The organism is Caulobacter sp. UC70_42 (assembly GCF_044056025.1).
Classification (GTDB): Bacteria; Pseudomonadota; Alphaproteobacteria; order Caulobacterales; family Caulobacteraceae; genus Caulobacter.
Map to the genome: position 1 here is coordinate 2148184 of NZ_CP171994.1, position 14608 is coordinate 2162791.

Genomic DNA, 14608 nt, shown 5'->3' on the forward strand with positions numbered 1-14608 from the left:
CGGCGCCCGCCGGGACAAGTCCCCGGGCGCTCGCACGATACCCTGGATCGGATACGGTCCGGACCAACAAGAGACGCGGGACCTCCCGCGCGGAGCATAGGATGGAACGCCCATGATGGCCTGGTACCGCGAGGCGGACCGCAAGACCCGGCGCGTCTTCTGGACGTGCGGCGCCGGCTGGGCGATGGACAGCGCCGACGGTCTGGTCTTCCAGTACATGATCCCGGTCCTGGTGGTCGCCTTCGGGATGACCCTGACCGAAGCCAGCTACATCGCCAGCGCCAACTATGTCGCCGCCGCCATCGGCGGCTGGCTGGGCGGCTGGCTCAGCGACCGGTTCGGCCGGGCCCGCATCCTGCAGCTGACCATCCTGTGGTTCTCGTTCTTCTCGTTCGTCTCGGGCTTCGCGCAGAACTACGAGCAGCTGTTCGCCGCGCGGATCCTGCAGGGGATCGGCTTCGGGGCCGAGTGGGCGGTCGGGGCCGTGCTGCTGGGCGAGATGATCTCCGCCAAGCACCGGGGCAAGGCGCTGGGCGTCGTGCACAGCGGCGCGGCGATCGGCTCGGGGATCGCAGCCCTGCTGGCTGGCCCGTTCGCGGCGATGTTCCCGGCCGACATCGGCTGGCGGGCGGTGTTCTGGATCGGCCTGCTGCCGGCGCTGCTGGTGTTCTTCGTCCGTCGGGGCTCCGACGATCCCGAGATCTACCGCGCCGCCCAGCAGCGCGCCGCCGAAACCGGCCGCAGGCCGATGATCGCCGACATCTTCGGCAAGCGCGTCCTGCGCACCACCTTCCTGGCCTCGCTGCTGTCGCTGGGCACGCAGGGCGCGGCCTTCGCCATCAGCGCCTACCTGACCAGCTTCCTCACTCTGGAGCGCCACATGAGCGTCTCCCTGGCCGGGACCTGCGTGATGATCAACAGCGCCGGAGGTTTCTTCGGCTTCCTGGTCAACGCCTACATCTCCGACAGGATCGGACGTCGCGGCGCCTTCCGCCTGTTCGGCGCCGGCTTCATCCTGTCGGCGGCGATCTATCTGTTCGCCCCGGTCGGCGACTCCGCCGCGTTCCTGATCCCGGCCGGCTTCGTCTACGGCTTCTTCCAGTTCGGCATCTACGCTTCGTTCGGGCCGTACTTCACCGAACTTTTCCCGACCGAGGTGCGCGCGACCGGCCAGGCCTTCGCCTACAACCTGGGCCGCGGCGGCAGCGCGCTGCTGATCACCGGCGTGGCGCTTCTGGCCAAGACCCTGCCGCTGAGCGTGGCCATGGCGGCGCTGGCGATCCTGGCCATGACCGGCTCGTTCCTGACCACCCTGCTGCTGCCCGAGACGGTCGGCCGCGAACTGCACAGCCTGGGCGACGACCCCGCCGCCGAGGCGGCGGGCAAGCAACAGAGCCCTGTCGAGCAAGACGCCGCCGGCGCGACCAATACGGTCGGCTGAGACCTTTCTTAAGGACCCGATAGATGTACGATCCCAAGCTTGCCGAACTGACCTTCGAGCTGCAGCAACAACTGGCCGACTACTGGCACGAAATCGACACCAACGGCGGCCGCGAGGCCCACAGCTACTACACCGACGACGCCGTCTTCCACGGCCAGAAGGCCTCCTACGAGGGCAAGGAGAAGATCCAGGCCTTTTACGACTGGCGCATCGCCCAGGGGCCGCGTCTGGCCGTGCACAGCTTCACCAATTTTCGCGCCTGGTTCACCGGCGAGGATACGGCCGAGAGCAGCTGCTATCTCTTCCTGTACGCCGCCAACGGCGAGAAGATCCTGCCCAGCGCGCCGCCGATCTCGATCTCGATGGCCACCGACAAATACCAGCGCGTCGGCGACCGCTGGCTCTGCACCTACCGCCGGTTCGAGCACTGGTTCGAGGGCGACACGCCCATCACCAACCCGAAGCTCTGATTAGCGTCCAGAAGAGAGGCCGACAGATGTCAACCATGTACGCCGACGCGGACCCCCGCTCGAAGCTGGCGACCGCGACGGCCGCCGCCACCCCGACCACCACCGACGGCTTCGGCGCCTCGTCCTACGCCCTGTTCGGCGAGAGCCCGCCGCAGATCGACGACGAGACCGGCCGCACCTGGCTGACGCGCGGGGCCAACTTCATCGTCGCCTACACCCTGGCCAAGCCGGGCGCGATGCTGGAGCGTAGGGGCCAGGCCGACGAGTACGTCCTGCTGATCGAGTCGCCGGAGCCCTGGGCGCTGATCAAGGCCGGCGGTGAGACGGTCGAGGTGACGGGTGAACACATCGCCTTCATCCCGCCGGGCGACAGCCGCATTGAACTGCCCGAGGGCGGCGAAATCGTGCGGCTGTTCACCACGGCTTCCGAGGACCTGGCGGCCCTCTGCTCGAACGCGGAAACCTACGCCGCGGGCGCGCCGCACATCCCGCCGCTGGTTCGCTGGCCCGACCCGCCGGGCGGCTTCAAGGTTCGCAAGTATTCGCTGAACGTGCCCGCCCAGGAGGGGGCGTTTCGGTCGGATCTGGCGCTGCACGACCTTCATGATCAACGTGTTCGAGCCGGCCGCGCCGCGCGATCCCAACAAGCTGTCGCCGCACTTCCACGACGACTTCGAGCAAGGGTCGCTGGCAATGGGCGGCAGCTTCGTCCACCACCTCCGCTGGCCCTGGACCGCGAAGCTGTCGGACTGGCGCGACGACGAGCACGTGACCTGTCCGGCGCCGTCGATCGCGGTGATCCCGGCCCGGGCGATCCACACCTCCGCCTCGGTCGCGCCGGGCATGGGCAACCTGCTGGTCGACATCTTCAGCCCGCCGCGCAAGGACTTCTCGGACATGGCCGGGTGGGTGCTGAACGCCGACGACTATCCCGCGCCGGCCGCTTCTGCTTCTGGGGCGGAGGCCTGATGCATCCGCACAGTGAAATCCAGCGACGTTTCCGCCGGCGGCTGGAGGGGCGTGAGCGGCTGCTGGGCACGTTCCTGAAGACCGCCACCGGCCATGCGACCGAGATCCTCGGCGGGGCCGGCTTCGACTTCGTGGTGGTGGACGCCGAGCACGCGCCATTCTCCGCCGGCGACATCGACCTGATGATGCTGGCCGCCCGCGCGGCCGGGATCCCCAGCGTGGTCCGCGTCGCGTCCAGCGACGAGCATCACCTGCTGCAAGCCCTGGACTGCGGCGCGGCCGGCGTGCTGACGCCACACGTGACCAGCGCCGCCAAGCTTCGCGAGATCATCTCGGCCTGCCGCTATCATGGCGGCGCGCGAGGCTTTTCCAACTCGCCGCGTGCGGGGAAATATGGGGCGCGAGGCTTCGCCGACCACATGGCCAATGCCGACGCCTCGACGTCGATCATCGCCATGATCGAGGATCCAGAGGCCATCGATCAGCTGGACGAGATCTTCACGGTCGAGGGACTGACGGCGGCTTTCATCGGACGCGGCGACCTGTCGGCCCGACTGGGCGCGCCGAACGTCAGCGACCCTACGATCGCCGCCGCGGTGGCGCGGATCACCGAGGCGGCGCGGCTCCACAACATCCCGCTGATCGCCCATGTCGGCTCGGGCGCCGATCCCGACATCGCGCGCCTGGGCGAAGCGGGCGTGACCGGCTTCCTGGTGTCCTCGGACCAGGGCCTGTTGCGGCAGGGCGCCTTGGCCGCCCGCAAGGCTTTCGACGGTCAGGCCTGATGGACAAGCTTTTCGACACCCACGCCCATCTGATCGCCGACGACTGGACCCGCTACCAGGCCCGGCCGTTCACGCCTGACCTGCCGGTCCCAGACCGTCCGAACTACAGCGTCACGGTCGACGCCCTGATCGGCATGATGGACGCGCACCACGTGGAACGCGCTTGTCTGGTCCAGCGTGGCCACGTCTACGGCTACGACAACAGCTACATCCTGGACGCCGCGCACGAGCATCCCGGGCGGCTACATCCCGTCGTCATCCTGGACACCCAGGACCCTCAGACCCCGGCGCTGTATCGCGAGATGGTCCGCGACCATCACTGCCGAGGCTTCCGGATGGCCAACGCGCGGCCCTGGCTGCTGGACACCGCCTGGATGAGCTCGCCGGCGGCCATGGAGGTCTGGAAGACCTGCGCCGATCTCGGCACGCCGATGACCATGATCATGTTCATGAACCAGCTGCCCTATCTGCTGCCGCTGGTGAGGATCATCGCCAGGCAGTTTCCGGATCTGCCGATCCTGCTCGACCACGGCGCCATGCCGTTCGGCATGACCCAGTACGAGGTCAAGCTGGCGGAGGAGGCGGGCGAGACGGTGGTCATGCCGCCAGCGCCGGACTTCGGCATCGATCGTACGATCAAGATCTTCGAGGACGTGCCGAACGTCCACTTCAAGATCACCGAGATCAATTTCGAGCGCTGCGTCGCCGCGGACGTGCGCGCCGCCCGGATCGTGCGGCGCATGGTCGACAGCTTCGGCCCCGACCGCCTGGTATGGGGCTCGGATATCGGCCAGAGCATGCGCTGGACCTATGCCGAGAAGACGCGGATGGCCCGGGAGGCGGCCGATTTTCTGAGCCCGGACGAGCGTCGCAACGTCCTGCACGACAACGCGGCCCGTCTTTACAGCCTTTAGACCGTCGACGCTCCGAAACTGGACTGGCGGCTAGCGGACGCGGATGTGTGGCTGCCGGAAGAGAAGCAACGGCGCCTTCTGACGCCGCGACGACGTTAAGCGATAGGCTTTAGCGCGATTTTCTTCTCGATCACGGCAGCCGCCTTTTCGGCTTTCTTCCTGCGGTTGAACACCTTCTGCATGTAGCGCTGATCCTGCTCGGATAGCGTCTTCTCGGCTTCAACGAACTGCTCGGTCTCTTCTTCGAGGATGTGTTCGAGATATTCTTCCTTGAGAGCCGCGAAATGGGTGAGCCAGCCGGGCGACGAGATGTCTCGGGCAGCGGCGTCCGCCATCAGCTTGTCCAACTTGTGATGGTCGCCCACCGCGTGCCGCGCGAACTCGGTCGTCTCGGGGTTGCGCATGACGGTGGACCACAGCGCTTGCTCCTCGGCCGCGGCGTGGCCGTGAACGTCTCGAACAAATTCTTCAAACAGGGTCTTTCGCGCGGGATCGTTCGGGCTGGTGGCGTCGATCATCGCCAACAGAGCGCGATGCTTATCGTGGTCCTCGACAAGTCGGCCGAAAATCGCGGGATTACCGCGAAACTTCGTGGCCGGCGTCGAGCCAATCCGAACCGGCACCTTCGGAGCGACAGAGCGCGCCTGCGCGACCGCCGCGGCCTTTGCCGCTGTCTGCTTTGCTTGGCTCGCGGGTCTGGTCATGGATGCTCCTGAAGTCGCGCTATGAACGGGGCATGCCGCAGGCGCGGCGGCTCAACGGGCTCGCCCCAGGAAACGCATGACTTCCGCGAAAGCTGCGCTGCGGCTGACTTCGGAATTCAGTCGCGGCGATCCCTCCTGAGTGACTCGCTACGCACCACGGCCCGGCATCGGGATCTGACGCGGACCGTGTGCTCAGGCGGGAGATCAAGCGCTGGGTCGGCCCAGCCGCTCGCGGGGTCATGCGGCGCCAGCGTCGCTTTTGGCCGGTCTGTAGAGATCGGCGTCCGGGGTCGGTTTTGCCTCGCACCTCCGCCGCGACGATCTGCGAAGCGATGACCGAATAGGTGATGCCGTTGCCGCCGAACCCCATGACGGCCCAGGTGTGATCCATGCCCATGACGGGCCCGATGTTGGGAAGGCCGGTGGCGCTCTCGCCAAAGGCCCCGGCCCAACCGTAGTCGGTCTCGAACGCGACATCGGGCAACAGCCGCCGCAGCTTGGCGGTGATGACCTCGCGCTTGCGCTTCAGCTTGGCCTTATCCTCGTGCGCGACCGCCGACGCCTCGTCCTCGCCGCCGACGATCAGGCGACCGTCGCCGCCCATGCGCAGATAGAGGTACGGATCGGACGCCTCCCAGACCAGCGTGCTCCTCAGCCAGGCGGGACAGCGCTGGCGCGGCTTGGACGCCATCGCCCAGGTCGAGATGATCTCCGCCCCCGGCGTCGGGACGCCCTTTGGAAACTCGTATCCGCAGCAGAACACCAGCGATCTGGCCCGGACCACATGATCGGTGTCGGTCAGCAGGGTCACTCCATCCGGATCGCTGACGGCCTTCAGCACCTCGACGGGCGACCAGACCCCGCGCGCCGCGCGCCTGGGCGCGTCGTAGCAGCGCCGCCGCCAGCCGAGCCGGATCGCCGCTGGCCGAACCGCTGGAGAGGATGGCGCCAGTCCGCTCCACGCCGAACCGCTCACGCAACGCCGCGGCGTCCAAGTACCGACTATCCAGCCCGATCTCGGCGCGGGCCTCGGCCTCGGCTTCAAGCGCGCGATGGCCGTATTCGTCGCCCGCCAGATAGAGCGACGTCTTGTCCTTCAGTCCACAGACGATCCGTTCCTCGGCCACGATGCGCTTCAGGGCGTCCACGGCCTGGCGCGACCTGAGATAGGCTCGCCTGGCGTTCGCCGCGCCAATCTTCTTGGCGAGCGCCGTCAGCGGAAGATCGATCTCCCATTGCAGCAACGCCGTCGACGCCAAGGTGGAACCCATCAGCGGCGGCCGACGGTCGAGCACCGCGACCGCATGATCCTTCGACAGTTCATGGGCCATGAAGGCCCCGCTGACGCCGGCCCCGACGATGGCGACGTCGACGCTGATCGCGGCGGTCAGCGGACGCACTGGCACACCCAACCCAGGACTGTCCGCCCAAAGCGATCGGCCGGTCCGGAGGTCGCGTTTGATCGTGGTTCCGGTCATCAGGGCCTCTCTTGGAGCGGAGGCTTAGCTCTTGAGGCCGATTGCGGTTCCCAAGGGGGAGGTCAATCCGCTCTAGCATCGCCTCGACACCAACACTGTTAGCGATGGGTGCGCGCGTCCGGGAGTTCGAGGCGACGCTGGCGGCCGCTCATGTCGAAGGTTAGCCCCCGCTAAGGGGAGCCGTGCGCCCGAGCGCGGCCGCGGCCAAGCCCTTGTGCGCGGCGATGGCTTGGCTATGGTCTGACCTTGTGGCCAATTGGTCAGATGATCGGCCAATCCAAGCGCCGAGCCTGGAGGAAGCGTGACCCACGACAAGTTTCTGACGCCGGTGGCGTGCGCGCTCGTTCTTCTGTCGGCTCCGGCCGCGTTCGCGTGCGACACGCCTGTCAGTGTCTGCGCCACGGGCAAGTTGTCCAGCCTGGCTTTGATCCGCAGGGGCGCGCCGGCGGCGGTCTATGTCGACGCGGCGGCCGATCCGGCGGTGCGCCACGCCGCCGAGGGTCTGCGCGGCGACCTGGCGCGCGTCAGCGGCGGCGAGGCGGCCAAGGTATCGGACCTCTCCCAGGCGCGCGGCCCGATCGTGATCATCGGCGTGCTGGGCGCCAGTCCCGTCATCGACGGCTTGGTCAAGAGCGGCAAGCTGAAGGTCGAGGACCTGGCCGGCCAGTGGGAAGGCTTTCGGCAGGTGGTGGTCGAGCGGCCCGTCGCCAACGTGCCGCGCGCTCTGGTCATCATCGGGGCCGACCGGCGTGGAGCGGTGTTCGGGACCTATGACCTGTCCGATCGCATCGGCGTGTCGCCCTGGGCCTGGTGGGCCGACGTGCCGGTCGCGCGCAAGACCGACCTCTTCCTGACCGCCGGCGCGCGGGCCGACCATCCGCGCGTCCGGTATCGCGGCTTCTTCATCAACGACGAGGACCCGGCCTTCAGCGGCTGGGCCAAGAAGACGTTCGGCGGGATCAACGCCGATCTCTATGCTCACGTCTTCGAGCTGACCCTGCGCCTGAAGGGCAACTACCTGTGGCCGGCCATGTGGGCGCCCAAGGCGTTCAATGACGACGATCCGCGCAACAAGGCGCTGGCGGACGAGATGGGCGTGGTCATGGGCAGCTCGCACCACGAGCCGATGACCCGGGCCCAGAGCGAATGGCATCGCAACACCGACAAGGGCGTGACCGGCGGCCGATGGGACTACGCGACCAACGGCGACAACCTGCGGACCTTCTGGCGCGGCGGCATCGAGCGGATGATGTCGAAGGGCGACGGCAAGCCTTATGAGAGCCTGGTGACGGTGGGCATGCGCGGCGACGGCGACGAGCCGATGGCCGAGGGCGCGGCGACCCAGCTCCTGGAGAAGGTCGTCGCCGACCAGCGCCAGATCATCGCCGACGTGACCGGCAAGCCGGCCGACCAGACGCCGCAGGTCTGGGCGCTCTACAAGGAGGTCCAGGACTATTACGACCACGGCATGCGCGTCCCCGACGACGTGACCCTGCTGTTTTCCGACGACAACTGGGGCCAGATCCGGCGCCTGCCGGTGGCCGGCAAGGACAAGCTGCCGCGCGCCGGCGGCTACGGCGTCTACTACCACTTCGACTACGTCGGCGGGCCGCGGAACTACAAGTGGATCAACACCAACCAGGTCGCCAAGGTCTGGCAGCAGATGGATCTGGCCTACAAGCGCCAGGCGCGGAACCTTTGGATCGTCAATGTCGGCGACATCAAGCCCATGGAGTATCCGCTCAGCTTCTTCCTGCGCATGGCCTGGAATCCCGAGGCGATGACGCCCAAGGCCCTGGCGGCCTTCCCGCGTGAGTGGGCCGGCGAGGCCTTTGGTCCGGCGCTCGGCGGCGAGATCGGCGAGGTTCTGGAGACCTATTCGACCCTCGCCGCGCGCAGGAAGCCCGAGCTGATCGACCAGGACACGTTCCCGCTGGGACCGGACAATGGCGCGGGGCCGCTGGACGGTGGGGAATTCGGCGACATCGTCGACCGCTGGCGGGCGCTGTCGGCCAAGGTGGCGGCCATCAAGGCGCGGCTGCGGCCCGACCAGCAGGACGCCTATTTCCAACTGGTCGAATATCCGGTGACGGCCTTCGCCAACCTCTACGAGATGTACTACGCCACGGCCTGGAACCGGCGGCTGTCGGCGCGCAACGACGCCCGCGCCAACGTCTTCGCCGACAAGGTCGAGGCCGCCTTCAAGCGCGACGCCGACCTGACCGCCCAGTACCACGCGCTGAATGGAGGCAAGTGGGACGGCATGATGAACCAGGTCCACATGAGCTATGTGATCTGGAACGATCCGACCCAGCAGACCATGCCCAGCGTCGCCCGCGTGTCGGCGGACACCCCGCCGGAAAAGCTGGCGGCCAAGGTCGTCTTCGCACGCTCGGCCGCCAGCGATCCGAACCGCGTCACGATCGAGGCCGCCAAGTTCGACCGCGCCGTGGGGGGCCAAGGCCTGACCTGGACGGTGCTGTCGAACCTTGGCCATGGCGACGCCGTGCTCGCCCTGCCGCAAGGCCGGCCCGCGACGGAGATCCGCGACAGGGTTCGCCTGGACTACGCGGTGACCGTTCCGCGCGCGGGTCCGGCCAAGGTCCGGCTGCGCTTGGCCCCGACCTTGGACGCGACGGGCGGCAAGGGGATCCGCATCGGCGTCTCGCTCGACGATGGCCCCGTGCAGGTGGTGACGTCCGATCTGGTCCCGACCCCCGGCGCGGCCGCGACGCCCCAGCAGGTCGCCTGGGTGGCAGCGGTCAAGGACCACGTCCACACGGTCGAGGCGTCGTTCCCGGACGTCGCTGCGGGCGCGCACGTGGTGAAGGTCTGGCGCCTGGACGACAACGCGGTGCTGGAGGAGGTTGTCGTCGATATGAACTGATCGGGAAATCGGCCTCAGGGCCGCCGCCGGATCGTCCAGTCGCCATCGCGCGGTCCTGGCGTCAGAGCCCAGTCTGGTTTGAGCGTCAGCGTCCAGCCGTCGCCTTTAAGACCGTCTTTCGTGGGAACGGCGCCGTTGTGCGCCACCGACAGACGCGACCAATCGCGCGAAAGAAGAGCTGCCTTCTCGACGTCGAGCACACCCCAGTCCGCCGCGGCGCGAATGACGCCATAAACGGCTCCCTCCGGCGGCAAGGGCGTCACCGTGTTGGGATCGAAGCTGAAATTCGCGCCGGAAACAGGCGCGACCAGCACGGAACCTTCCACCAGACCGGCCCTCAGGGCAGCGATGCGGGCCGACTGTTCAAGCGCCCTGGCGGCTTCCTCGGCCCGGACCGTCGCCGCCCCGTAGCGCCGACCGCTCGCCGCGAACGCCTCGTCGTCGGATGTGACCGTCAGGCCCAGGGTCTTGGATAGCATTTGGGACAAGCCCTCACGCCGGTCCCATGTCGCCTTCCAGTCCGGCGACGCCGCGTCCAGCAAAACACCGTAGGCTGGTCCGGTGTAGTAGGCGAAGGATCGCGCGTATTCGCGAACCCTGTCGCCGCGGCCCAGGTGGTCCGTCAGATGTCGGATCATCGCATCGTCGCGCGACAGAATGCGTCCGGAGTATTCGGCGAGGCCCTCGTGCCGCTCCATGGCGTCTTCGGCCGTCGCCGACTCTGGGAACCGGGCGTTCCGCCAGGCGCGGAAGGTCAGAGCGTCCCCGATGGCCACGCGCCGCTCGGTCGGATCGGTCGCGGCGAGCGCCGCCGACAGGGCGCGGAGTTCTAGGCGCAGCGATAGCCTCCCCGCCTCGGTCGCCAGTTGGGGCTGGTCGGCGTTGACCGCGGCCAACCCGATCTGGTCCTGGATGCGATGCCAGGCCTCATGCATCAGCAGGATGGAAAGCGCGGGCTCATCCTTCGGCACGGGCGCGATAAGCATGGTCCAGACGCGGCCGTTCCAGCGCGCCGCGGTATTGGCGATCGGCACGGTGTCGGGAAGACGGCCCTTGAAGACCTCGCCATCCCGCTCGAGCGGCGCATCCGCGCCATCCATGTTGGCGATAAACTCTCGCGTCGCGGGATCGGCGATGATGATCGGACCGCAGAGGCTGACGCCCCACGCCCGCCCTTGATCAGCCTCGCAGAGGGACTGGGCATGCTCGAAGGCCGCCATGGCCAGCCCGGTGTCCAACCGCGACCGCGCCGCCGCGCCGTTGGCCGACAGCAGCAACAAGGACGCCGCCAACAAGCCGGCATATCCGCCGATGAAACGCGACGCCATGGTCTCCCCCTTTTCAGCGCTCCTCCGAAGATGCGCGGCGGGAGCCATGGTAAAGCTCGAAGCGACGACAATGTGGCGAGACAAGGCCAATGGGACGGGCGCCGCCCTGGGCTGTCCGGGCAGGATGGCATGGCTTGCGTGGCGGAGGTTCACCAGCATCAGGCGCTGGCCGATGTCCTGACGCAGCTTGGCGGCGTTGTCGGAGGGCGCGATGGGGTCCTCGGCGGCTTGGACCAGCAGGACCCGCGCGGTTCCCGCTCGCCGCCAACTCGCGAAGGGCGTCTTCTTTCAAGCTTGGCGAGCCATCCATCTTAGACCTTCGACACCAGGCCTGCGGCAAACCCGGGGGCGGTCCAGTTTCAGTCCGGTCCATCCGTCCGGCTATTCGTGACGAAGCGCGTCCATTGGATTGAGCCGCGCGGCCCGGCGGGCGGGGAAGTAGCCGAACAGCACGCCGATCAGGGCCGAGAAGACGAAGGCCACCGTGTTGATGGTCGGGTCGAAGATGTACGGCACATTCAACACGGGCGCGAGGATCAGGCTGGCGCATAGGGCCAGCGTCAGGCCCAGCAGGCCGCCCAGGCTGGACAGCACCACGGCCTCCACCAGGAACTGCAGAAGCACCTCGCGCCCGAGCGCGCCGATGGCCAGCCGGACGCCGATCTCGCGCGTGCGCTCGGTCACCGACACCAGCATGATGTTCATGATCCCGATCCCGCCCACCAGCAGGCTGACCGCGGCAACGGCGCCCAAAAGGCCGGTCAGCATCTGGGTCGTGCTCCGCAGGGTCTCCGAGATCTGCTGGGTGTCGAAGATGTTGAAGTCATCGGCGTCGGCCGGCTGCAGGTGGCGGCGCTCGCGCAGCAGCGACTTGATCGAGGCCTGAACGGTCTTGGAGTCGTAGGCCGGGTCCACCGAGACCATGATCATGCTGACGTGCTGGTTGCCCGTGATCCGGCGTTGCGCGGCCTTCACCGGCATGATCACCACGTCGTCCTGGTCCATGGGGCCCATGCTGGAGCCGCGCGCCGCCAGCGCGCCAACCACCTGGCACGAAAGGTCGCGGATGCGGATGGAGGCGCCGACCGGGTTCTCGTCGCGGAACAGGTTGCGCCGGACCGTGGAGCCGATCAGGCACACCGTCTTGCCCGCCTGTTCCTCGGCCGCAGTGAAGGTTCGCCCCGCGTCCACGCTCCAGGACTGCGCCTTCAGGTAGTCGTTGCTGGTGCCATAGATGGTGGTCGACCAGTTGGCGGCGTTGCGGACCGCCAGGCCCGACGACTGGACCAGGGGAGCGACCGACGCCAGGCCGGCCACCTGTTGCCTGAGCGCCTCGATATCGTCGGCCTCGAAGGGCTGCGGCTGCGAACCGCCGCCGCCGCCGCGCCCAAACCCCTGGCCGGGCCGGATCTGCAGGATGTTGGCGCCCAGGCTTGAGATCTGCTGCTGGACGGCGGCGGTGGTGCCGTTGCCGAGCGTCACCATCGTGACCACGGAGCCCACGCCAATGACGATGCCGAGCACGGTGAGAAACGACCGCATCAGGTGCCGGCGGATCTCCCGGAGCGCCAGGGCGAAGGTGGTGATCAGGACGGCGTTCATGGCGCGGCTCCGTCCTGGCGTTGGCCGACCTCGATAGCCTCGACCAGACCGTCGCGGAACTTCACGGTGGTGCGGGCGAAGGTCGCCATGTCCGGTTCGTGCGTCACCATCAGGATGGTGATCCCGGCCTCATCGTTGAACTGTTCGAGCAGCCGCATGATCTCGAGCGAGCGCTCGGTGTCGAGGTTTCCGGTGGGCTCGTCGGCGAGCAGCACTTCGGGCTGGGTGACGATGGCCCTGGCGATGGCGACGCGCTGCTGCTGGCCGCCGGAGAGTTCGGCGGGCATGTGGTGCGACCAATCCGCCAGCCCGACCTTCCGAAGGGCCTCCATGGCGATCTCCCGCCGGGTCCGTTTCGGTTCGCCGCGATAAAGCAGCGGCAACTCGACATTCTCCAGCGCGCTGGTTCGCGCGAGCAGGTTGTAGCCCTGGAAGATGAAGCCCAGATAGCGCCGCCGCAGCAGGGCCCGCTCGTCCCGATCGAGCTGTTCCACATGGACGCCCTTGAAGACGTATTCGCCGCCGGTGGGCGTATCGAGGCAGCCCAGGATGTTCATCATCGTGGACTTCCCGGAGCCCGACGGTCCCATCACCGCCACGAAGTCGCCGACCTGGACGTCGAGATCGATGCCCTTCAGCGCCTGGAACGCCGCCGCGCCGTCGCCGAAGGTCTTGGTGATCCCGCGCAGCGAGATCAGCGGCTCGGCGGTCATCGCGCCGCCCCGGCGAGCTGGCCGGTGACGACCTTCATCCCGACCTTCAGCGCGTCGCCGGCGACCTCGGTCTGGCTACCGTTGCTGTCGCCGGCCTGGACCGGAATCGGTCGTAGTTCGCCGTCGTCCCGCAAGACATAGACGGTCTGGCGGCTGCCCCGCCCGATCGCGACGTCGGCGGTCTGTCCCTGCGAGCGCGGCATCCTCTGGATCAGCATGCCGGTCGCCCCGCTCGTACTCCGGGCGGCGGCCGCGTCGGGCGCGAACCTGAGCGCCGCGTTCGGGACCAGCAGCACATTGGACTTCTCCGTCGCCACGATGGCGGCTGTGCCGGTCATGCCGGGACGGAGCGCAAGATCGGGATTGTCGGCCGTCAACACCGCCGTATAGGCGACCACCTGACCTGAACCGCTGGAGCTCGTGGTTGTCGTGGAGCCGAGGTCCAGGCGCTTGACCACGGCGTTGAACGTCCGGCCGGGATAGGCGTCGACCTGGAAGGTGGCCTTCTGGCCGTCCTTCACCTGACCCACGTCGGCCTCGTCAACCTTCACCTCCAGCTGCATCTTCGAAAGATCCTCGGCCAGGGTGAACAGCACGGGCGCGTTCAGCGTCGCGGCTACGGTCGAACCCGGCTCCACGTCTCGTGACAGCACCACGCCGTTCACCGGCGAGCGGATCGTGGCCTTGGAAAGCTGGGTGCGGTTTGACGACAGGTTCGCCCGAGCCTGGCCCACCGCGGCCTGGGCGGCGCGAAGGTTGGCCGCGGCTCGGGCCTGCTCGGCGCGCGCGACGTCCAGTTCGGTGGCGGAGGGCGCCTTGCCGCTGGATAGACGATAGACCTCTTCCATGCGGGTCAGACTTGCCCGCGCCTCGGTCAGGGTGGCCTGGGCCTGGGCGACGCTGGCCTCCGCCGAAGCCAGGGCGGCTTCGCTTTCGCGGACCGTGTCCTCCAGGCGCGAAGTGTCCAGTCGGGCCAGGATCTGGCCCTTGGTTACGCGGTCGTTGTTGTCGACATAGACCGCGCTGACGATGCCGGAGAGCTCGGAGCCGACCTCCACCTTGTTGGTGGGCGCGAGGTTGCCGGTGGCCGAGACGGTCACCCGAAGATCGCCGCGCTCGACCGGAGAGGTGGCGTAGCGGGGCTCGTCGCCCGCGCCGCGCAGCAGGAACCAGATCAGCAGCGCCAGCGCCACGCCGACGACCAGGACGGCGATCACCAGCGGCCAACGTCGATGCGCGCCAGGTTTCACGCCCAGAAACGCGTCGATCTTGGCGCGGGTGTCGGACGTGGAGGCTGATGTCTGGTCCATCTGGATT

General features: G+C 67.9%; 11 protein-coding genes and 1 pseudogene. 5 read left to right on the forward strand and 7 right to left on the reverse strand.

What is annotated here, in order from left to right; translation table 11 throughout:
• Nucleotides 1-112 precede the first annotated feature (112 nt).
• The 4 genes from ACHMW8_RS10775 to ACHMW8_RS10790 are packed head-to-tail and all read left to right on the forward strand — an operon-like array spanning nt 113 to nt 4579.
• Entirely contained in the window at nt 113-1441 is a 1329-nt protein-coding gene (locus ACHMW8_RS10775; protein ID WP_395445541.1) for an MFS transporter, read from the forward strand.
• A 23-nt stretch (nt 1442-1464) separates the two neighbouring features.
• Nucleotides 1465-1911: a nuclear transport factor 2 family protein gene (locus ACHMW8_RS10780; protein ID WP_125156774.1), complete on the forward strand. Its 447-nt coding sequence runs from the start codon at nt 1465-1467 to the stop codon at nt 1909-1911.
• Between the two features lie 26 nt (nt 1912-1937).
• Nucleotides 1938-3665, forward strand: a complete 1728-nt coding sequence (locus tag ACHMW8_RS10785) for an HpcH/HpaI aldolase/citrate lyase family protein (RefSeq protein ID WP_395445542.1) — start codon at nt 1938-1940, stop codon at nt 3663-3665.
• Nucleotides 3665-4579 carry an amidohydrolase family protein gene (locus ACHMW8_RS10790; RefSeq protein WP_395445543.1) on the forward strand — a complete coding sequence of 305 codons (915 nt, stop codon included), beginning with the start codon at nt 3665-3667 and terminating at the stop codon, nt 4577-4579. The genes ACHMW8_RS10785 and ACHMW8_RS10790 overlap by 1 nt, the downstream gene beginning before the upstream one ends.
• 95 nt (nt 4580-4674) lie before the next feature.
• On the opposite strand, the gene ACHMW8_RS10795 is transcribed toward ACHMW8_RS10790, so the two are convergent.
• From ACHMW8_RS10795 to ACHMW8_RS10805, 3 genes and pseudogenes are all read right to left on the reverse strand, one after another.
• A complete protein-coding gene (locus ACHMW8_RS10795) occupies nt 4675-5283 on the reverse strand; it encodes a hemerythrin domain-containing protein (protein ID WP_125156770.1) in 609 nt (202 codons plus the stop codon).
• Nucleotides 5284-5302: 19 nt separating this feature from the next.
• A complete protein-coding gene (locus ACHMW8_RS10800; RefSeq protein ID WP_395445544.1) occupies nt 5303-6259 on the reverse strand; it encodes an NAD(P)/FAD-dependent oxidoreductase in 957 nt (318 codons plus the stop codon).
• Nucleotides 6156-6761 (reverse strand): annotated as a pseudogene (locus ACHMW8_RS10805) (NAD(P)/FAD-dependent oxidoreductase); the annotation flags it as partial. The pseudogene ACHMW8_RS10805 and the gene ACHMW8_RS10800, both read right to left, overlap by 104 nt.
• Before the next feature lie 301 nt (nt 6762-7062).
• Here ACHMW8_RS10805 and ACHMW8_RS10810 point away from each other — a divergent pair.
• Complete coding sequence (locus ACHMW8_RS10810; protein ID WP_395445545.1) at nt 7063-9648, forward strand: glycosyl hydrolase 115 family protein; 2586 nt, start codon at nt 7063-7065, stop codon at nt 9646-9648.
• 14 nt (nt 9649-9662) lie between these two features.
• On the opposite strand, the gene ACHMW8_RS10815 is transcribed toward ACHMW8_RS10810, so the two are convergent.
• The 4 genes from ACHMW8_RS10815 to ACHMW8_RS10830 all read right to left on the reverse strand — a co-directional run bounded on the left by ACHMW8_RS10815 (nt 9663) and on the right by ACHMW8_RS10830 (nt 14601).
• Nucleotides 9663-11135, reverse strand: coding sequence for a hypothetical protein (locus ACHMW8_RS10815; protein WP_395445546.1), 1473 nt, complete (start codon nt 11133-11135; stop codon nt 9663-9665).
• Nucleotides 11136-11357: 222 nt separating this feature from the next.
• Entirely contained in the window at nt 11358-12578 is a 1221-nt protein-coding gene (locus ACHMW8_RS10820; protein WP_395445547.1) for an ABC transporter permease, read from the reverse strand.
• A complete protein-coding gene (locus ACHMW8_RS10825; RefSeq protein ID WP_395445548.1) occupies nt 12575-13291 on the reverse strand; it encodes an ABC transporter ATP-binding protein in 717 nt (238 codons plus the stop codon). Before ACHMW8_RS10825 ends, ACHMW8_RS10820 begins: the two co-directional genes overlap by 4 nt.
• Nucleotides 13288-14601: an efflux RND transporter periplasmic adaptor subunit gene (locus ACHMW8_RS10830; RefSeq protein WP_395445549.1), complete on the reverse strand. Its 1314-nt coding sequence runs from the start codon at nt 14599-14601 to the stop codon at nt 13288-13290. The genes ACHMW8_RS10825 and ACHMW8_RS10830 overlap by 4 nt, the downstream gene beginning before the upstream one ends.
• Between the last annotated feature and the right edge of the window lie 7 nt (nt 14602-14608).